A 19,144-nucleotide genomic window follows, 5' to 3' on the forward strand; every position below is an offset into this window, starting at 1 on the left:
GAATGCGTCATATACTATTTGCCAAGCGCTGAACGCTTAAGCAAAATGGCGCCTGGCCCGTCGAAAGCACCGCTCGGCGCTAGACAAAGCCTGAATAAAAACCGAGTAGAAAAAGTAGAAAAATAAGTATAAACGCATTACAAATCAAAGATAAAACGACTCACCGTTCTGGGATGATCGCCCCCATAGCCGTTAATCACCATTTGTCGCTTGAAGCATGACGAGTATAGAGAAAAACTATTGAAGCCGTTAAAAACTAACTACTTCTTTATTGGCGTTATCACCCTCTTGCTAGCCTTGGCGCTCTGGCCCATGCTGTACTGGAAACATGACGGCGGTACCCGGTTACAGAAAATTATCGCCAGCGGTGAACTCAACGTAGATACCCTTCGCGCAGCGCCCTACTACTATCAAGACGACGGCGGCGTTAAGGGGCTGGACTACGAGCTGGCGAAAATGTTCGCCGACTATCTTGGCGTCAAGCTCAACATAAAGACTCAGCGCAACGTGACTGACCTGTTTAAAGGGTTGGAAAACGGTAAAACCGACATGCTGGCCGCCGGGCTTATTTTCAATCAGGAAAGGATGAAGGCGCTGAGCGCCGGTCCTGCCTACTATTCCGTTTCGCAACAGCTGGTATATAGACAAAATGCGGCCAAACCGTCGTCGCTGGAAAACCTGAAGGGGCGCCTTAGCATCGTCTCTGGTTCGGCCAGTATCTCAACGCTGCACCAGCTTAAAAAAAGCGCCTATCCCGACCTTACGTGGGAAACCTCATCGACGCTTTCCTCTACGGATTTGCTCAAGCAGGTCGCCAGCGGCGAGCTGGATTACACCATCGCTGACTCGGTGACCATTGCCATCCTCCAGCGCATTTACCCCAATCTGGCCGTCGCTTTTGACATCACCGAAGAGGAGCCTGTGGTGTGGTATACCTATAAAAGCGACGATAACAGCCTGAACGCCGCCATGCTCGACTTCTTTAACCAGATTAACGAGGACGGCTCGTTGGCCAAGCTCGAAGAGAAATACCTCGGCCACGTGGGTGAGTTTAACTATGTGGACACTCGAACGTTTCTTAATGCCGTAGACAACGTGCTCCCCAACCTGCGGCCTCTGTTTGAACAGTATTCTAAACAGATAGACTGGCGGCTGGCGGCCGCTATCGCCTATCAGGAGTCCCACTGGAATCCGACCGCCACGTCGTCTACCGGCGTTAGGGGAATAATGATGCTGACCCGCAACACGGCCGATTCTCTCGGCGTTACCAATCGCCTCGATCCGGAACAAAGCATACGCGGCGGATTAGTCTATCTTGAACAGCTGATGGAAAAGCTGCGGAGACTATTGCTGAAGATGAGAAAATCTGGTTTGCGCTGGTCGCCTACAACATGGGGTTTGCCCACATGATGGACGCCAGAAGCCTAACCGAGCAGCAGGGCGGCGACCCCAACAGCTGGGCAGAGGTTAAAAAACGGCTGACGATGCTCACGCAGAAAAAATATTATAGCCTGACGCGATACGGCTATGCGCGAGGCTATCAGGCGTATCAGTTCGTAGAAAACATTCGGCGCTATCAGATAAGCCTGATCGGCTATCTTCAGGAAAAGGAAAAAGCACAGCGTACGGCGAGAATTCCTCTGACTGACGTCATCGACGCTGCGGGGGCGAGAGCGGCAGGCGCTTATCCTGCCGTGACGCCCGATCAGCTTGCGCACCCGGCGCAATAACCAAGCGCGAACTCCGGCATAAAATTAAAGTTCGCCGGACGCAGCCCGCGTTTTTTTCGCTTTGATTTCCTCTCTGCGGCGGCGAAAAAAGTCGCTAAGCCGGGACGAGCAGGTCTCGGCCAGTACGCCAGCGGTCACTTCAACTTTATGATTCATTGCCGGATGGCCAAGAATGTCGATAAGAGAGCCCGCCGCGCCGGTTTTGAAGTCGCTCGCGCCGTAGACCAGTCGACTAATCCTGCTGTGCACCATAGCGCCCGCGCACATAATGCAGGGCTCTAGCGTCACATAGAGCGTTGCGCCCAGCAGGCGGTAGTTTTGCAGCGTTTCGCCCCCCTGCCTTAGCGCCGCAATTTCCGCGTGCGCCGTCGGATCGTGACGACCAATCGGCCGGTTCCAGCCTTCTCCGATAATTCGGTTATCCAGCACCAGCACCGCGCCGACCGGGATTTCCCCCTCTTCATCCGCGCGTTCGGCAAGCTGTAGCGCATAGCGCATCCAGTTCTCATCATTGTCGCGACTCATCATGGCCTGCCGCTCCGCTTAGCGCCGGAGATATCATCGTCAGTCAGCGCCTTCATGTTTCCCTGAGGATCGATTCGCCAGCGGTGAAGGCAGTGCAACATCACGGGATCGTCCTGTTCGCTGTCGCTGTATCCGCTATAAAGCGCGAGCGGCTTGCCCAAGCGCTGCTCAAGCTGCTTCACCTTTTCTCGCCCCAGACAGCGCATTGAAATAGTCCAACCGCCGCAGCGGTAAACGATTTGGGAAGCCACAAGGTTAACGCGAGGCAAAAAGAAAGCGTCTTCATAAACCGCTTCCACCAGCGGCTGAGGCGAGCCCGTCACCAGCCAGACGGTGGTGTTTTCATCGTCGAGATATTCCGCCAGCCGCTCCAACACCTGCGGGAAGGGAATCAACTGGCTCTTTATGTCCGTCACAAAGCGCTCCATCAGCCAGTTGAGCTTGCCCTGCGCATGCCCGGCGGTCATCGCCCACAGCATCAGGCTCACCGGCCAGCCCGCCGAACGTCCGTTAACCAGAAGCCCCAGCCCGACAATCGGCAAAAGCGGGACAAGCAGCAGTAGGTTAGCCGGCAGGCTTCTTACCAAATATCGGATAAAGCTGCCGAACAGATCCTGCTGGTGCAGCGTACCGTCCAGATCGAAGAATACGTGACGTGGCTTTGCGTTACCGTCGGACAAAGCGGTGCTCCTGTTGATTGCATTGGGGAAATTAAAGAAAGTATATCGTTTTTACGCGCATTTATCGCTATGGGATGAGGCGTTCGGTAAGGAAGCGTTTCAGAAGGCTCCCGCTGTTAAAGAAAATCAGCGTATACTATGGGCCCGGCGCAACATAAGGGAAATATGTCTAAACACTTCCTCTTGCCGCCTTCCCGACAGACATTTAGCGTATTTTGGTAGCTTAGCGTAATGGCGTTATTGATAAAAAAAAGCTGTATTAACTGCGATATGTGCGAACCGGAGTGCCCCAATCAGGCTATCTCCATGGAGGACGAGATTTATCAAATCGATCCCGCTCGCTGCACCGAATGCGTCGGTCACTACGACGAGCCGACCTGCATGAAGGTCTGCCCTATCGACAACACGATTATTCATGACCCTGAGCACCGGGAGACCAACGAAGAGCTATGGGATAAGTTCGTGCTGTTGCATCATGCGGATAAGCTATAAACAGACAATAGCTTTCGCTTTAAAATGGAATTTAAAGGAATTAAATATGAGATGGATCAATATACTCATAACAGCAGCCATTGTCTTTGGTGGAGTCAGCCTCTATTACAACAAGCAGAATAAAGAGATCATAGCCACCGTTAGCCAAGAGGCTTTTTCCTATTCAAGGATCTGTTACTTTCTTTCCAAAATAAGCTATAGAGTTGCCGCAGAGAAGTTAACGGCAGCTGACCTACCGGCATTCAAAACGTCATATGGGAACATCTTCCAACGAGGCGATAAAGAAATCAGCGATCTTATGGATGAAGCATTTCAATTCGCACTGGAAAACAAGGGTTCTCCTGATGAACTGGCCTACAAGTACTTCATGATGTGTACAGCCAACGCAGAAATAACTCAGCTAAAGCGCTACCACCAATAGCGTCAGCGTATTCTCCGCTTGGCACCAATAACTGATGATTAAAACGAACAAAGGGGCTTTCGCCCCTTCTTTAATCAGTATGTTGTCGCTCTATTATTTCGTGCCAAACTGACGCCACCAGGCCGCCAGCAGCACGCCCGCCGTGACCGACACGTTCAGGCTTTCCAACTGGCCTGAGCCGTCAACCTCAACGTTAATATCGCACTGCTTTGCCGCCAGGCTGGAACGCCCGTCGCGCTCTTCGCTCAGCACCAGCACCGTCTTGGCCGGGAATGAAAGCGTTGACAGCGTCTCGTTCTTTCCTTCGCCCTTGCCGACGACGACGACGGAATAGCCGGCGCGTTGGAATTCGTCCAGCGCCTGTGAAAAGTCATCGCATCCGATCGCTGACAGGCGCTCCGCACCGCCTTCCGCCGTACGCACCGCCGCGCCGGACTCAAGCTGGCCCGGATCGCGCAGCAATACGCCCTTAACGCCAAAAAATGCGCATGAGCGCATCATGCCACCCAGGTTATGGGGGTTGCCGACGTTGTCCAGCACCAGCACGAAGTCGTTAGACGATGCGCTTTTCAGGTAGTCAGCAACGCTCAGGCCCGCACGCTTTTTAATCAGAAAGCAGACGCCGCCGTGGTGTTCGGTGCCCGATACTTTAGCCAGTTCCTGTTCGTCAACGACGTGATAGGCCTTACGGTTGGCCGCCATCCAGCGCAGAGCGTCGCGAAAGCGCGGCGTGACGGACTGGACAAAGTAGGCGCGAACGATCGCTTCAGGTCGGCTTTGGAACAGCGCCTGACAGGCGTTCTCACCGTAAACCTTGCTCTCTTCTTCGCGCTGCTTACGCAGCTGGGCCGGATCGACCTGGCTTTTGCCGGCGATGCCGCCGTGGTCAAACGGTTCAGGTTCGCTGGCGTCCTGCAGCCTTGCCTGCCACGCAGAGCGAGGGGGCTTTTCATCCGCTTTACGTACCGGTGCGCGCGGACGCTGTTCGTCGCCCCAGCGGGGAGCGCGCTCGCGTTCACGATCGCCGCGACCGGCGCTCTTTTGGCCGCCGCGACTTCTGTCCGGACGTTTATCGCTTTTGCTGTTGTCTTTGTCGTCCTCGCTGCGGACGTACATCACTTTAACCTTGCCGCTCTTGCCGTTAAACGCGTCGCTCATAATTACTTTCTCCACTTCACCATCGCATCCGGCGCGAAGATTACCCGATGTCGCGGTAGTTAGCCACTAATGAATCGGCCTAAGCCTAAAACTATTATAGCTATCGATAAAATCCCGTTGTCGATATCCGAAGCGTTGACCATACTTACCGCGATACCGTCCTACGTAATATCGACTGAGGTAATACATGAATACGCTTTGTCCTTCCTGTCAGACCAAAAACCGCGTCCCTGAAGATCGTCTGGAAGAAGACGCCAAGTGCGGCCGCTGCGGGCATTCGCTTTTTGACGGAGAGGTTATTAACGCAACGGCATCCTCTTTCGATGCGCTGTTAAACGACGATCTGCCCGTCGTTATCGACTTCTGGGCTCCCTGGTGCGGCCCCTGCCGCAGCTTCGCGCCTATCTTTGAAGACGTCGCGCAGGAAAGGGCCAACTCAATCCGCTTCATCAAGGTCGATACCGAAGCAGAACCCGCCCTCAGCGCACGCTTCGGCATTCGCAGTATACCTACCATTATGGTGTTTAAAAACGGCCAGCGCGTCGATATGTTGAACGGCGCTATGCCTAAAGAGCCATTCAACCAGTGGCTGGACGAATCGTTAGGCTAAAAACCTGAAAAAACCCGATGATTCAGGCGCACGATCCGTTATCATGCGCCTTTTTCGTTTTATAGGCACGGTGAATAGCAATGGAAAACGATGCGCTTTCTTCTATTAATACGCTCAGCGGCGTAGACGGCAACGCCGTACTCAAACTGCGAGAAGCGCGCTTGGCTCAGGCGACCCGCCCGTTTCGGGCTCGCGGATGCCGCGTTATTCGCTGCCCACGCTGCCTACTGTCCAAGAAGCTCTGCCTGTGCCATACGCTTTCAGTCAGTCGCGCCGACTGCCGCTTCTGCCTGGTGATGTACGATACCGAGCCGCTTAAGCCCAGCAACACCGGTCGGCTTATCGCCGACGTGCTGCCGGATACGGCCGCTTTTCTCTGGTCTCGTACCGAAGCGTCGGCCGAGCTGCTCGCTCTGCTAAATTCGCAGGATTATCAGCCCTACGTTATTTTTCCGGCCTCCTACGCCGCTCCTGAACGCGTGACGACGCAAGTTGCCCCCGAATCGGGCAAGCGTCCCCTGTTTATTATCCTTGACGGCACCTGGACCGAAGCAAGAAAGATGTTTCGCAAGAGCCCCTATCTGGACGGCCTGCCCGTGCTGTCGATTGAAAGTCTGGAAAGCTCGGATTACCGCCTTCGAGAAGCCAGCCATAAAGAACAGCTCTGCACGGCGGAAGTGGCCGTCAGCCTATTGCGCCTTGCTGGAGAAACGCCAGCCGCCGATCGTCTCGCAGCCCACTTTAGCGAGTTCAGGCGGCGCTATCTGGCGGGAAAAGCCAACGTGCCGTTGGAGAACGTCGCTGACTGAGCCTCTGGTGATGGCGAAAAAGAAGGTTAAAAATAGCCATAACTATCATTGAGATAAAAAACAAGACTCGGAAAAAATGTTACATCTGCGGCAGTTTTACCAGATTCATTCGGTTTTTTTCGTCACTTTCACGACGAGTGGTGATAGTATTACGCGATCCGACTTAGTTAATTATTGTTATTGCTCGTTATGGCAACGGCCGTAACTCAACAAGAGAAGAATGCTCTGTGATGTTGTCATCATTTAAACGTAAGAAATCTCAACAACACCTTGCACAACTGCCTAAAATTTCACAACAAATTGATAATATTAAAATATTATCAAGCCCAAGCGACTATCGCACCCAGCTGCTTGATTTGATAGGCCGTGCAGAAAAACGCATTTATCTGATTGCTCTTTATCTTGAACAAGACGACGCAGGGATTGACGTCCTATCGGCCATCTATCGGGCAAAAATGCAACGCCCGGAGCTCGAAGTCGCTATTCTGGTCGATTGGCACCGCGCCCAGCGCGGCCGAATCGGCGATGCCGCCAGCAGCACCAATGCAGACTGGTACTGTAAAATGGCTGAACAACACCCCGGCGTATGCGTTCCCGTTTATGGCGTTCCGGTCAACACGCGAGAAGCGCTGGGCGTGTTACACCTCAAGGGCAGCATCATTGACGATACCGTCGCCTACACCGGCGCCAGCGTCAACGACGTTTATCTGCACCGCCACGACAAATACCGCTACGATCGCTATCAGCTGATTACTAACCCAACGCTTGCTACCAGCATGGTGGATTACGTTAAGCAGCATCTGCTGCCGGCCGAAGCGGTGAGAAATCTCGACTGCCACGATCGCCCGCGCAGCCCGGAAATCAAAGGCGATATCAAAAAATTTCGCCAAAGCCTGCGCCAGAACGGCTATGAGTTTGAGAACGGCGCGACTAATGAAGAGCTGTCCGTTACGCCGCTGGTCGGGCTTGGTCGCCACAGCCCGCTCAATAAGGTTATCGACCGCCTGATGAACAGCGCGGAGAGTAAGCTCACGCTCTGTACGCCTTACTTCAACCTGCCCGCGCCGCTGGTGAAAAACATCATTGGCCTGCTTCGTCAGGGCAAGCAGGTTGAAATCATCGTTGGCGATAAAACCGCAAACGACTTCTATATTCCAGAAGATCAGCCGTTCAAAATCATCGGCGCACTGCCTTACCTGTACGAAATCAACCTGCGTCGCTTCGTAACGCGCCTGCAGCGCTACGTTGACGAAGGCCTTTTGACGGTTCGCCTGTGGAAAGACGAAGATAACACCTATCACCTGAAGGGAATGTGGGTCGACGACAGCTGGATGCTGATAACGGGCAACAACCTGAACCCTCGGGCCTGGCATCTGGATTTGGAAAACGCCATCCTTATCCATGACCCCAAGCAAGAGCTAAAGGAAGACAGCCTGCGCGAGCTGGAGCTTATCCGCACTCACACTTTCGTGATTAATCACTTCCAACAGCTGCAAAGCATGCAGTTTTATCCGGTCAAGATCCGAAAGCTTATCCGCCGATTAAGGCGCATCAGAATCGACCGCCTGATTAGCCGCATTCTGTAATCAGACCTTCCCGGCCCCGCCCTTAGGCGGGGCTTTTTTATTCCAAAAAAGATTAGAAAACTGCTATATATCACTGCATTAAAATGCACTCCGACCCGATAGCGCAACGCGTTTTACTGGCGTTTGCCACGCTATTGGTGTTTTATTAATGCGACATCAACAATCACAGCACCGACAGGAAAATAATTATGAAGCTGCGCGTTTTATTGAGTTCCGTACTAATCCTTACCGCCATGCAGGCAGAAGCCCGCACCATGGCCGACATTCAACAATCGGGGACGCTCAAGGTTGGCGTACCGGGGGACTACGCACCGCTGGCCTATCATGACGCCGATGGAAAGCTGGTTGGCTACGACATCGATATGGCGAAAGCGCTGGCAAAAGATCTGAAGCTGAACGTCGAATTCGTTTTGACCAGTTGGCCTACGCTTTCCGGCGATTTGGCCGCCGACAAGTTTGACGTCGCCATGGGCGGCGTAACCGCAACGGCAAAGCGTGAAGCAGAGTTCGGCCTGACCAAGCCCATCGTGCCTAACGGCAAAATCGCGCTGGCGAGCTGCGCCGTTGCAGGATCTTTGGGTGATTTGGAAAAAATTGACCGCCCCAGCGTCAAGGTAGTGGTTAACCCGGGCGGCACCAACCAAAGCTTTGTCGATGGAAACATTAAAAAAGCGCAGGTTATCCGCGTTAAAGACAACTACGATAACCTACAGGCGCTGCGCGATCGCACCGCTGACATGATGGTCACTGACCTGATAGAGGGCGACTACTATCAAAACAAAGAGCCCGGCGTCCTGTGTATGGCAACCCAAAAGCCGTTCCCCGGCACCGAAAGCCATAAGGTTTACATGGTGAAAAAGGACAACACCAAGCTATTGGAAAGCATCAACGCCTGGCTGGCGGGAGAGACCAAATCTCAGTTAGCCAAGCAGTGGAAGGTGCGTAGCGAGTAACTGATTCCCACACAAAACAAACCCGGCGCTTATGCCGGGTTTGAAATTAATGGAAATAGCGCAACGTTTGAAATCAATGCTCGCGCGTTTTGTGGAACTCTACGTCAGGATAGCGTTCCTGCGTCAGGTTGAGGTTTACCATCGTTGGCGCGATGTAGCTCAGGTTGTCGCCGCCGTCGAGCGCGATATTCAGCTCGTTCTTACGCTTAAACTCTTCCAGCTTCTTCACGTCTTTGCACTCAACCCAGCGGGCGGTAGAGACGTTGACCGACTCGTAAATCGCCTCAACGTTATACTCGCTCTTAAGACGAGCAACCACCACGTCAAACTGCAGCACGCCGACGGCGCCGACGATAAGATCGTTATTGGCAATAGGTCGGAATACCTGAACCGCGCCCTCTTCGGAGAGCTGCACCAGCCCTTTAAGCAGCTGCTTCTGCTTTAGCGGATCCTTTAAGCGAATGCGGCGGAACAGCTCCGGCGCGAAGTTCGGAATACCGGTGAACTTCATGTCTTCGCCCTGAGTGAAGGTGTCGCCAATCTGAATGGTACCGTGGTTGTGCAGGCCGATGATGTCGCCCGGATAGGCTTCTTCAACGTGAGAGCGGTCGCCGGCCATAAAGGTCAGCGCGTCGGAAATGGTGACGTCTTTGCCGGTTCGCACCTGGCGCAGCTTCATGCCCTTCTCGTACTTACCGGAAACGACGCGCATAAAGGCCACGCGGTCACGGTGTTTGGGGTCCATATTGGCCTGGATCTTGAACACAAAGCCGGAAAACTTCTCTTCATCGGCCTTAACGGTGCGTACGTTGGTTTGGCGCGGCATCGGCGCTGGCGCCCATTCGACCAGGCCATCCAGCATATGGTCTACGCCGAAGTTGCCAAGCGCGGTGCCGAAAAATACCGGCGTCAGATCGCCTGCCAGGAAGGTGTCCAGATCGAACTCGTGGGACGCGCCTTTCACCAGCTCCAGCTCTTCGCGCAGCTGGGACGCCAGATCTTCACCGACCGCGGCATCCAGCTCCGGATTGTCCAGCCCTTTAACGATGCGGACTTCCTGAATGGTGTGGCCCATGCCGCTCTGATAAAGATAGGTCTCATCCTTGTACAGGTGATAAACCCCTTTAAACAGCTTACCGCAGCCGATAGGCCAGGTAATGGGGGAGCACATGATTCGAAGCTCGCTTTCCACTTCGTCCAGCAGCTCCATCGGATCGCGAATATCACGGTCCAGCTTGTTCATAAACGTCAGGATCGGCGTATCGCGCAGGCGCGTAACCTCCATCAGCTTGCGGGTACGATCCTCGACGCCCTTGGCCGCATCGATCACCATCAGACAGCAGTCAACGGCGGTTAGCGTACGGTAGGTATCTTCCGAGAAGTCTTCGTGCCCCGGGGTATCCAGCAGGTTAACCAGTCGAGACTTATAGGGAAACTGCATCACTGAAGTAGTAATTGAGATCCCGCGCTGCTTTTCCATCTCCATCCAGTCGGACTTGGCGTGCTGGCTCGAGCCGCGGCCCTTTACCGTTCCCGCCGTCTGAATCGCGTGTCCAAACAGCAGCACCTTTTCGGTAATCGTCGTTTTACCGGCGTCTGGGTGAGAAATAATGGCAAACGTGCGTCGGCACGCAATCTCTGCGGCCTTTGTGGTTTCTTTCATCCGGGTAGTCTCAGCAAAAATTCAGTCTGACGTGCGCGGGGTTTTAGGGATCGCGCTGGCAATGGGAGGGAATTTTACACATATGGCGAAGGAAAGGACAGAAAAAACCCCGCACAGCGAGGCCTGTTCCTCCCGCTTTAGGAGGAGCATGCTACATTTCATAACTCACCGTTATTTAATGAGATGATTCGCCGCTGCGCTATTCTGCGACTATAGTAAATAGTGCAGTTTTATCATTTATCAAAAGACAACCTTTTTGGCCGTTGCCGTTTTTTAACGCGCTACAATCTGTTTAACCTATTGCGTATCGCTAAGGAGTTATGAAAATGAAGCTAATCAGACCCATCGCAGCCCTGCTCAGCGCCATTATCATCGCGTTCACCGTTGCGGCCTGTGCGCCGACGGAGAAAACCGAAGGCACCGGCGGTTATATCGACGACTCTGTCGTCACGACCAAGGTGAAGGCCGCGCTGTTGGGAGAAAAAACCATTCGTTCAACGCAAATCACCGTAACTACCTTTAAAGGGCGCGTTCAGCTAAGCGGCTTTGTTCGTTCACAGGATGAAGCCAGAGCGGCCGTCGACGTAACCAAAACGGTAGAGGGCGTGCGCTCAGTCGCTAACGACCTTATCGTTAAATAGGCCCGACAAAGCGACCTGCGCTGCGGGCGCCAACGCGCCCGCTAAATTACAGCGTCAATGCCATAATCACGGCGTCTTCCCGCCCTTCAGCCGACGGGTAGTAGCCTTTTCTTACCGACACTTCGTTAAACTCAAAAGACCGATAAAGCGCAATGGCCTTTTCATTGGAAGCGCGTACTTCAAGCCACAGCGTCATTACGTCACGCTCGCTTAGCGTCTCGATCAGATGTGAAAGCAGCGCCCGTCCAAGCCCCTGCCTCTGAAAATCCGGATGAACCGCGATGTTAAACAGCGTCGCTTCGTCGAGAACAACCTGAGTCACCGCGAACGCCGCCATCTGGCCATCAACCTCAAGCTTTAGGTTAAGGTAGCGATCGCCCTGATTGCTTTGCAGCGTTTTTTCCGTCCAGGGGAAGGCGTGACTGGCCAGCTCAATTTGATAGGCCGACGACAGATCGTTAGGCGTGAGGGAAGAAATGGTGTTCATGATGACAAATCTGCTGCCAGAAAAGGCGCTTCGCCTCAGGGTTAGCCGACAGCGCGTCCAACGACGGGCTCTCAAGCAAAGGGAGCGCCTTTAACGCATCGGGCAACGCTGGGGGAGTATCTTGCCCCAGCAGCCAGAGTGCGCAGCGCACGTTTTCAGGGATCATCATAACGTTATCCAGCGTCAAACAGTACGCCTGCGCTGGCGTTAACGCCATTGCTCTCAATAGATCCTGCCATAGAGGTGAAGCCGTCTGCGGCAACGCTTCACTGATGACTATCACCTTTACGTCGTCCGGGATCGCCACGGCAACTTCGCCGCGCAGCGCGGCCGGCCGGGCCAGCTGATACTGTCGAATGCCCATCTGTTCTAGCTGCCAGTCGCGACGTGAGGTTGTCATCGTTTTGCCCATAGTAAGAAATCCAATATGACGACGCGTATGCTAACAAACCCCGTGAGCTTCCGCCAATGGCAATAACGCACTATAATCCCGCCCAACTTTATGCACGCCCGTTAATCACTGCGTTTGGGCGTTTCACAGGAGAAGGTCATGTCCGCTTATTCCCCGGCCAGTGAAGTTATGCTGCGCCACACCGATGAATTTATCGAACGCCGCGTGCTGTTTGCCGGAGACATACAGGATACGCTCGCCGCGCGCTTTGAGGCGAAGGAAGTTCGCGCCTACTGCACGCAGTACCACCACTGGCGTCGGCTTCATCAGTCGATGGGAGAGCGGGCGACGTTTGGCCTTCTGCCGGAAGCTGAACTAACGGACGGAATCGACACGCTGATTTACTACTGGCCCAAGAGCAAGCAGGAAGCTCAGTTTCAGCTTGAAGCTCTGTTAAGCCAGCTCCCCGTCGGCAGCGAGCTGTTTATCGTCGGCGAAAACCGCAGCGGCGTGCGCAGCGCGGAAACGATACTGGCGAACTTCGGCGACATAGCCAAAATCGACAGCGCCCGCCGGTGCGGGCTGTACCACTGCCGCCTAGAACGCCAGGCTACCTTCGCGTTCGACGCCTGGTGGTCGGAATATCATATGGACAGCGTTGTTGTAAAAACGCTACCCGGCGTATTCAGCCGGGACGGGCTGGACGTAGGCAGCCGGCTGCTGCTTTCCGCCATTAAAAACGCTCAGGGAACCGTACTGGACGTAGGATGCGGCGCGGGCGTTTTAGCCGCCGCGCTGGCAAAATCCGCACCGGGATTAAAGCTTACGTTAAGCGACGTTAACGCCGCCGCGCTGGAAGCCGCCCGCGCGACGCTTGCCGCCAACGGCCTTCAGGGCGAAGCGATCGCCAGCGACGTCTTTTCCGATATTCAGGGGCGCTTCAACCTGATTATTTCCAACCCGCCCTTCCACGACGGCCTGCAGACCAACCTGAACGCGGCTGAAGCGCTTATCCGTGGTGCAGTGAAACATCTCCACGTCGGCGGGCGACTGTGCATTGTGGCGAACGCCTTCCTACCCTATCCCAACATGCTCGACGCGGCCTTTGGCTCACATGAAGTGCTGGCGCAGACCGGCAAGTTTAAAGTGTATCAAGCGACGCTGACGCGAGCGGCGAAGTCTCGCTAACGCATTTCCATAAAAAACAGGCTTTCCTCTCGTTAAGGGGAAAGCCCGTCTTACAAAACAGCCTTAGCGCTTATAATATCAGCGACGAACGGCGATAACTTCGATCTCTACCTTGGCGTCTTTCGGCAGGCGCGCAACTTCCACACAGGAACGCGCGGGGAACGGAGCGTTATGCTCGGTGAAAAAAGCTTCATAGGCAGCGTTAACCGTACCAAAGTCGTTCAGATCCTTAACGAAAACCGTCGTTTTCACAATGTCCGCAACCTTCAGGCCTGCAGCTTCAACGATGGCCTTAACGTTTTCCAGCGACTGGCGAGCCTGTGCGGCAACGTCGGCAGGAAACTCGCCGGTTTTCGGATCGAGAGGCAGCTGGCCGGAAGTGATAATCATATTACCCAGATCGACGCCCTGAACGTAGGGACCAATAGCCGCAGGCGCTTTGTCGGTATTAATAATGTGGGACATGAATGCTCCTTAAGTATCTTTAGTTTTAGATCATTGGCGTCATTATAAGGCGCGCATAGAGAGATGTACCATAAGCGGCAACCCCTGAGATGTAAATTCAATTCTTCTTAACTGTACGATATATCCGGCTAATGTAACGCCGGGTGTACGGTTTAGAATAAAAACCTTGCCTATTGAGATAGAGTTAACGAATATGAAACGGTATTTCATTTTATAAGGACACCCATAATGCTTACCGGCAATATTCACCACCTTGAGCTTACGCCCTACCTTCCCCAAAAGCTTAAATCCGCCATTGAATTCGTTAAGAAAAATATTACCAGCGATACGCCGGACGGCCGGTACGAGATCGACGGCCAGAACGCATTCGTGACGATTTCCCATAACGATACCCAAGCGCAGGAAAGCCGCCGAGCAGAGTATCATGAGCGCTATCTGGACATTCAGATCGTGTTGGACGGCGTGGAAGGCATGGGATTTAGCAACCAGCCGGTATCCGAAACGTCGGAAAACCGGCTGGCGGAAAAAGATCTGGCGTTTGTACCGTCCTGTCCTCAGGAAAAGCTTATTGCGATGCAGGAAGGCGACTTTATCGTCTTCTATCCGGGAGAGCTTCACAAGCCGCTTTGCGCCGTCGGTAAACCGGCGCGGATACGTAAAGCGGTTATCAAGATGCTGGTGTGCGCGCTTTAATTTCTCCTAAACGTGTAAAAGCCCCAAGTCGTTGGGGCTTTTGTCCGCCGCGAAATAGCCTGAACTACTCTTTGTTCAGCGTCGCCACCATCACGGCCTTAATGGTGTGCATTCGGTTCTCCGCCTGCACAAACACGATACTGTGCTCTGATTCGAACACGTCGTCGGTCACTTCCATCCCGCCGTGAAGGCCGTACTGCTGCGCCATCTGTTTTCCCAGCGTCGTCTGGTCGTCGTGGAAAGCCGGCAGGCAGTGTAAAAACTTCACCTGAGGATTGCCGGTCAGCTCAAGCACCTTACGGTTAACCTGATAAGGTAAAAGCTGGTGAATGCGCTCCTGCCACACCTCTTTAGGCTCCCCCATGGAAACCCACACGTCGGTGTACAGATAGTCGACTCCGCTTACGCCTGCGGCTACGTCTTCCGTCAACGTCAGGGTCGCGCCGGTTTTCGCCGCCACCTTTTGACAGGCCTCCACCAGTGCAGGATCGGGCCAGCAGGCCTTCGGCGCGACCAGGCGAAGGTCCATACCCATCAGCGCGGCCCCTTCCAGCAGAGAATTGCCCATGTTGTTGCGTGCATCGCCGAGATAGGCCAGCGTCATCTCTGACAGGTCCTTTTGCGGCAAGAACTCCTGCATGGTCAGCAGATCGGCCAAAATTTGGGTCGGGTGAAACTCATCGGTCAGCCCGTTCCACACCGGCACGCCCGAATACTGCGCCAGCGTTTCGACAATGTGCTGGCCAAAGCCGCGATACTGAATGCCGTCGTACATGCCGCCCAACACGCGTGCCGTGTCTTTAATAGACTCTTTGTGGCCAATTTGGCTTCCGCTGGGCCCTAAGTAGGTCACTCGCGCGCCCTGATCGAAGGCAGCGACTTCAAACGCACAGCGCGTACGGGTTGAGTCTTTTTCAAAGATAAGCGCTATATTTTTACCACACAGCGTCGGCTTTTCGGCTCCTGCCTTTTTTTCCTTTTTCAGCCTGGCGGCCAGAGAAAGCAGCGAGTGGATCTCTTGCGAACTAAAATCTAGCAGCCGTAACAGGTGGCGCTGATAAAACTGAGGCATCGACGGTTCTCCTCGACTATGTCGTCTTAACGCAATGATGAATTTAAAATCAATTTATATGAATTAATATTCACAATCAACCTAAGTTTAGGTAAAACGTTGGCTTTTGTGGTGGAGCTTATCAGGGCACTGTGTGAGAATAGCGATAACTGACTATCACAAGCGAGAATTATCATGGCCACTGCTAACGACGAACTGAACGCGCTGCTCGAAGAACAGCGTGAAGAGACCCGCCTGATCATCGAAGAACTTCTGGAAGACGGCAGCGATCCAGACGCGCTGTACGCAATCGAGCACCACTTTTCCGCCGAAGACTTCGACTCGCTGGAAAAGGCGGCCGTAGAGGCCTTTAAGCTCGGCTACGAAGTTACCGACCCGGAAGAGCTTGAAGTGGAAGACGGCCTTACTCTGTTGTGCTGCGACGTCATCAGCGAGGTGGGGCTTAACGCCGACATTATCGATAAGCAGGTCGAACAATTAGTTCGGCTCGCCGAGCGTTTTGAAGTCAACTATGACGGCTGGGGCACCTATTTCGAAGATCCCAACGGCAGCGACGGCGATGAAGACGAAGACTATGCCGAAGAAGATGAAGAGGAAGAAAAACAGCCCCGTCACTAGGCTAAATTCATAACCTAACGGAGGTAAGCAATGGCCAGACAGCGCATGCGCTACATCACGCTGCCCAGCGGGGACGAAATGCCGGTCCTCGGGCAGGGCACCTGGTTTATGGGTGAACGCAACTCGGACCTTAAGCAGGAGATCCACACGCTCCAGCAGGGGATTGAGCGCGGCCTTAGCCTCATTGATACCGCTGAGATGTATGCCGACGGCGGCGCCGAAAAGATCGTCGGCGCAGCCATAAAGGGCCGCCGTGATGAGGTGTTCCTGGTCAGTAAAGTGCTGCCTGGCAACGCCAGCCTTAAGGGAACGATGGACGCCTGCGAAGCCAGCCTGCGCAGGCTGGGCACTGATTACATCGATCTTTATCTGCTTCACTGGCGTGGCCGCATTCCTCTGGCTGAAACGGCCGAAGCGATGGAAAACCTGGTGGAACAAGGGAAAATCGGCCAGTGGGGCGTCAGCAACTTTGACGTAGATGACCTGGAAGAGCTGATGACCATTGTAGGCCACGAGCAGGTCGCTACCAATCAGGTGCTGTATAACCTGTCTCGGCGCGGCATTGAGTACGATTTGCTGCCGTGGTGTCGCAGCAACAGCATGCCGGTCATGGCCTACTCTCCGATTGAACAGGCAAGGCTGCTGGAACATCCTGCATTGATAGAAGTCGCTCTGCGCCATCGCGTAAGCCCGGCCCAAATCGCCATTGCCTGGGTGCTGCATGACCACAACGTGATAACTATCCCGAAAGCCGCCAACGTTCAGCACATGCTGGAAAATATTGAAAGCCTTAGCATTGAGCTGAGCCATGAAGACTACGTCACGCTAAACGCCGCATTTCCACCCCCGGCCAGAAAAACGCCGCTGGAAATGCTGTAAACGACCGAACGCACAGCGGTTCGGGAAGAACCGCTTTAAAAGAAGAAATTGACTTTGCGTATAACGATAAAACCCGAGCTCTATCGCCTCTCCGTTCGTAATCCGCTGCACTGGCTTGCCGTCGGGTTTGGTTCCGGGCTATCGCCGAAAGCGCCCGGCACCTTTGGCTCTCTGGCGGCTATCCCCTTTTATTATCTGTTTTTACAGTGGTTTTCTCTGCCGGCGTATCTGGTCATTCTCGTCGTCGCCTTTTTCCTCGGCGTATGGGCCTGCCGCAGCGCGGCTAACGCCATCGGCGAACACGATCACGGCGCTATCGTCTGGGATGAGTTTATCGGCATGTGGATTGCCTGCATTGCGCTGCCTTCAGGCATCGTTTGGATGCTGTTCGCCTTTATCGCCTTCCGCTTTTTCGACATTCTCAAACCGTGGCCTATTCGCTGGTTTGATGAAAACCTCTCCGGCGGGTTCGGCATCATGATGGATGACGTCATTGCCGGGATAGCCGCTCTTTGCGTTGTACAGCTAGCCTACTTCATTTTCTAAACGGAGCTAACGGGAAACGACATTGACCCTTTTTAGACGGGCTAAAAGTCGTTTCCCTATCGCAAAGCGGCCATCCCCCACCAGCGATGACAAAAAATCGTTATGCGTCGGTAACCCTATCAGCCACTCTCTTTTATTAAAAAGCCCGTAAATTGCAGCAAAATAATCATTAACACGCTTTTCCAACAATTCAACTTTCGCTCGAAGTTCAATCACGACAGCTGCGCATTTCACGCTAACAATCACTATATATGATTATTTTATTTTGAAATTAATCACAGAACACACATAACCTCATTCTCCCTCCCCATTTAAGAGACGCAAATCACAAAATTAACGCCACTCAGCGCATATAACCGTTCACGAAATGATTGATTGAACGTTGCCGGTGACATCCCGGCGCTACAGGGGGAAAGATGGCCTTTAATATTTGCTGTACGCTAACGCGCCTGCTGTCGCTGGACGGTATTTCCGGCCACGAAGGCGCCATCGCCAAAGAGATGCGAAGCAACTTTGAGCAGCACGCACACGAAGTCTGGCAGGACAGGCTGGGTAACGTGGTCGCCCGCTACGGCAGCCAGAAGCCCGACGCGTTCAGACTCATGATTTTCGCCCATATGGACGAGGTCGGCTTCATGGTGCGAAAAATTGAAGCCAACGGATTTCTGCGCTTTGAGCGAGTGGGCGGCCCGGCGCAGATAACCATGCCCGGCTCAACGGTTCGACTGGCCGGAGAATTTGGCCCGGTACCTGGCTGCATTGGCATTAAGTCCTACCACTTCAGCAAAGGCGACGAGCGCACCCAGTCACCGGGGATCGACAGACTGTGGATAGACATCGGCGCGTCCAGTAAGCAAGATGCCGAAGCCATGGGCGTTAAGGTCGGTACGCCGGTCAGCCTCTACAACCCGCCGGTAGCCCTAGGCAACGATATGATTTGCAGCAAAGCCCTGGACGATCGCCTGGGCTGCACCGCCCTGTTGGGCGTTGCGGACGCCGTCGCAAAAGAGGAGCTGGATATCGCGCTCTATCTGGTTGCCTCAGTACAGGAAGAGTTCAACATTCGCGGCATTTTGCCGGTGCTCAAGCGCGTTAACCCGGATCTGGCCATCGGCATCGACATCACGCCGTCATGCGACACGCCCGATCTGGCCGACTATTCCGACGTCGTTATCAATAAAGGGCCGGGCATCACCTGCCTGAACTACCACGGTCGCGGCACGCTGGCCGGGCTTATTACGCCGCCCGCGCTCATCGCCTTTTTGGAGCAGATTGCCAAAGAGCACGGCGTTCCCGTACAGCGGGAAGTCGCGCCGGGCGTCATCACTGAGACCGGCTACATTCAGGTGGAGCAGGACGGCATTCCCTGCGCCAGCCTGTCGATTCCCTGTCGCTATACCCATTCGCCCAGCGAAGTCGCTAGCCTACGCGATCTGGCGGACTGTATTCACCTACTGACTTTTGTTGCAAAAGAAAAAGGCGAACGTTTTCCCATCGCCGCCAAACCCGCGCTCTGATAGCGCACTTCCGTCACACC

General features: G+C 54.0%; 22 protein-coding genes and 1 pseudogene. 14 read left to right on the forward strand and 9 right to left on the reverse strand.

The genetic code is table 11. The features are described from left to right. The first annotated feature begins 240 nt into the window (after positions 1–240). Positions 241–1,730: pseudogene (gene mltF / locus G544_RS20225) on the forward strand (membrane-bound lytic murein transglycosylase MltF). Between the two features lie 24 nt (positions 1,731–1,754). Here the strand turns inward: mltF and tadA are convergent. Then, complete coding sequence (gene tadA, locus G544_RS0108040; RefSeq protein WP_027274115.1) at positions 1,755–2,255, reverse strand: tRNA adenosine(34) deaminase TadA; 501 nt, start codon at positions 2,253–2,255, stop codon at positions 1,755–1,757. After that, on the reverse strand, positions 2,255–2,935 hold the full coding sequence (gene yfhb, locus G544_RS20230) for a phosphatidylglycerophosphatase C (RefSeq protein ID WP_051155639.1): 681 nt from the start codon (positions 2,933–2,935) through the stop codon (positions 2,255–2,257). Before yfhb ends, tadA begins: the two co-directional genes overlap by 1 nt. Before the next feature lie 231 nt (positions 2,936–3,166). Here yfhb and G544_RS0108050 point away from each other — a divergent pair, with 231 nt between their 5' ends. Beyond that, positions 3,167–3,427, forward strand: a complete 261-nt coding sequence (locus G544_RS0108050; protein ID WP_027274116.1) for a YfhL family 4Fe-4S dicluster ferredoxin — start codon at positions 3,167–3,169, stop codon at positions 3,425–3,427. A 46-nt stretch (positions 3,428–3,473) separates the two neighbouring features. Beyond that, a complete protein-coding gene (locus G544_RS0108055) occupies positions 3,474–3,848 on the forward strand; it encodes a hypothetical protein (protein WP_027274117.1) in 375 nt (124 codons plus the stop codon). Between the two features lie 93 nt (positions 3,849–3,941). Here G544_RS0108055 and G544_RS0108060 read toward each other — a convergent pair whose 3' ends face one another. Beyond that, positions 3,942–5,006 carry a tRNA/rRNA methyltransferase gene (locus G544_RS0108060; RefSeq protein ID WP_027274118.1) on the reverse strand — a complete coding sequence of 355 codons (1,065 nt, stop codon included), beginning with the start codon at positions 5,004–5,006 and terminating at the stop codon, positions 3,942–3,944. 187 nt (positions 5,007–5,193) lie between these two features. Between G544_RS0108060 and trxC the strand changes: the two genes are divergently transcribed. The 4 genes from trxC (at position 5,194) to G544_RS0108080 (ending at position 8,964) form a co-directional block, all read left to right on the forward strand. Further along, complete coding sequence (gene trxC, locus G544_RS0108065) at positions 5,194–5,616, forward strand: thioredoxin TrxC (protein WP_027274119.1); 423 nt, start codon at positions 5,194–5,196, stop codon at positions 5,614–5,616. A gap of 80 nt (positions 5,617–5,696) precedes the next feature. Then, a complete protein-coding gene (locus tag G544_RS0108070; protein ID WP_051155640.1) occupies positions 5,697–6,425 on the forward strand; it encodes a tRNA-uridine aminocarboxypropyltransferase in 729 nt (242 codons plus the stop codon). Positions 6,426–6,655: 230 nt separating this feature from the next. Continuing rightward, positions 6,656–8,011 carry a CDP-diacylglycerol--serine O-phosphatidyltransferase gene (gene pssA, locus G544_RS0108075; RefSeq protein ID WP_027274121.1) on the forward strand — a complete coding sequence of 452 codons (1,356 nt, stop codon included), beginning with the start codon at positions 6,656–6,658 and terminating at the stop codon, positions 8,009–8,011. Between the two features lie 188 nt (positions 8,012–8,199). Beyond that, positions 8,200–8,964 carry a transporter substrate-binding domain-containing protein gene (locus G544_RS0108080; RefSeq protein ID WP_027274122.1) on the forward strand — a complete coding sequence of 255 codons (765 nt, stop codon included), beginning with the start codon at positions 8,200–8,202 and terminating at the stop codon, positions 8,962–8,964. Between the two features lie 73 nt (positions 8,965–9,037). Here G544_RS0108080 and prfC read toward each other — a convergent pair whose 3' ends face one another. Then, positions 9,038–10,627 carry a peptide chain release factor 3 gene (gene prfC / locus G544_RS0108085; RefSeq protein ID WP_027274123.1) on the reverse strand — a complete coding sequence of 530 codons (1,590 nt, stop codon included), beginning with the start codon at positions 10,625–10,627 and terminating at the stop codon, positions 9,038–9,040. 326 nt (positions 10,628–10,953) lie between these two features. On the opposite strand from prfC, the gene G544_RS0108090 reads away from it, so the two are divergent. Next, positions 10,954–11,268, forward strand: coding sequence for a BON domain-containing protein (locus G544_RS0108090; protein ID WP_027274124.1), 315 nt, complete (start codon positions 10,954–10,956; stop codon positions 11,266–11,268). Positions 11,269–11,314: 46 nt separating this feature from the next. On the opposite strand, the gene rimI is transcribed toward G544_RS0108090, so the two are convergent. Both rimI and G544_RS0108100 read right to left on the reverse strand, forming a co-directional pair. After that, a complete protein-coding gene (rimI, locus tag G544_RS0108095; protein WP_027274125.1) occupies positions 11,315–11,755 on the reverse strand; it encodes a ribosomal protein S18-alanine N-acetyltransferase in 441 nt (146 codons plus the stop codon). Then, entirely contained in the window at positions 11,727–12,155 is a 429-nt protein-coding gene (locus tag G544_RS0108100; RefSeq protein WP_036023701.1) for a DNA polymerase III subunit psi, read from the reverse strand. Before G544_RS0108100 ends, rimI begins: the two co-directional genes overlap by 29 nt. A 150-nt stretch (positions 12,156–12,305) precedes the next feature. Between G544_RS0108100 and rsmC the strand changes: the two genes are divergently transcribed. Then, complete coding sequence (gene rsmC, locus G544_RS0108105) at positions 12,306–13,334, forward strand: 16S rRNA (guanine(1207)-N(2))-methyltransferase RsmC (protein WP_027274127.1); 1,029 nt, start codon at positions 12,306–12,308, stop codon at positions 13,332–13,334. A 78-nt stretch (positions 13,335–13,412) separates the two neighbouring features. Here the strand turns inward: rsmC and ridA are convergent, their stop codons facing one another. Beyond that, positions 13,413–13,799: a 2-iminobutanoate/2-iminopropanoate deaminase gene (gene ridA / locus G544_RS0108110; protein ID WP_027274128.1), complete on the reverse strand. Its 387-nt coding sequence runs from the start codon at positions 13,797–13,799 to the stop codon at positions 13,413–13,415. 228 nt (positions 13,800–14,027) lie between these two features. Here ridA and G544_RS0108115 point away from each other — a divergent pair, with 228 nt between their 5' ends. Then, a complete protein-coding gene (locus G544_RS0108115) occupies positions 14,028–14,492 on the forward strand; it encodes a NanQ anomerase/TabA/YiaL family protein (protein ID WP_027274129.1) in 465 nt (154 codons plus the stop codon). A 64-nt stretch (positions 14,493–14,556) separates the two neighbouring features. On the opposite strand, the gene argF is transcribed toward G544_RS0108115, so the two are convergent. Then, positions 14,557–15,564, reverse strand: coding sequence for an ornithine carbamoyltransferase (argF, locus tag G544_RS0108120; protein WP_027274130.1), 1,008 nt, complete (start codon positions 15,562–15,564; stop codon positions 14,557–14,559). Between the two features lie 174 nt (positions 15,565–15,738). On the opposite strand from argF, the gene rraB reads away from it, so the two are divergent. From rraB to G544_RS0108135, 3 genes are read left to right on the forward strand one after another with little or no spacing between them, the layout of a single operon-like run. Continuing rightward, positions 15,739–16,182, forward strand: coding sequence for a ribonuclease E inhibitor RraB (gene rraB / locus G544_RS0108125; protein ID WP_036023602.1), 444 nt, complete (start codon positions 15,739–15,741; stop codon positions 16,180–16,182). A gap of 30 nt (positions 16,183–16,212) precedes the next feature. Further along, positions 16,213–17,061 (forward strand): aldo/keto reductase, encoded by an 849-nt coding sequence (locus G544_RS0108130; protein ID WP_027274132.1) that lies wholly within the window; start codon positions 16,213–16,215, stop codon positions 17,059–17,061. A 60-nt stretch (positions 17,062–17,121) separates the two neighbouring features. After that, a complete protein-coding gene (locus tag G544_RS0108135) occupies positions 17,122–17,607 on the forward strand; it encodes a phosphatidylglycerophosphatase A family protein (protein ID WP_211218900.1) in 486 nt (161 codons plus the stop codon). Between the two features lie 6 nt (positions 17,608–17,613). Here the strand turns inward: G544_RS0108135 and G544_RS22135 are convergent, their stop codons facing one another. Continuing rightward, a complete protein-coding gene (locus tag G544_RS22135; RefSeq protein ID WP_134388984.1) occupies positions 17,614–17,823 on the reverse strand; it encodes a hypothetical protein in 210 nt (69 codons plus the stop codon). Positions 17,824–18,023: 200 nt separating this feature from the next. On the opposite strand from G544_RS22135, the gene G544_RS0108140 reads away from it, so the two are divergent. Then, positions 18,024–19,124, forward strand: coding sequence for a M42 family metallopeptidase (locus G544_RS0108140; protein ID WP_027274134.1), 1,101 nt, complete (start codon positions 18,024–18,026; stop codon positions 19,122–19,124). The last annotated feature ends 20 nt before the right edge of the window (positions 19,125–19,144 follow it).

The sequence above is a fragment of the Leminorella grimontii ATCC 33999 = DSM 5078 genome (assembly GCF_000439085.1).
Lineage (GTDB): Bacteria > Pseudomonadota > Gammaproteobacteria > Enterobacterales > Enterobacteriaceae > Leminorella > Leminorella grimontii.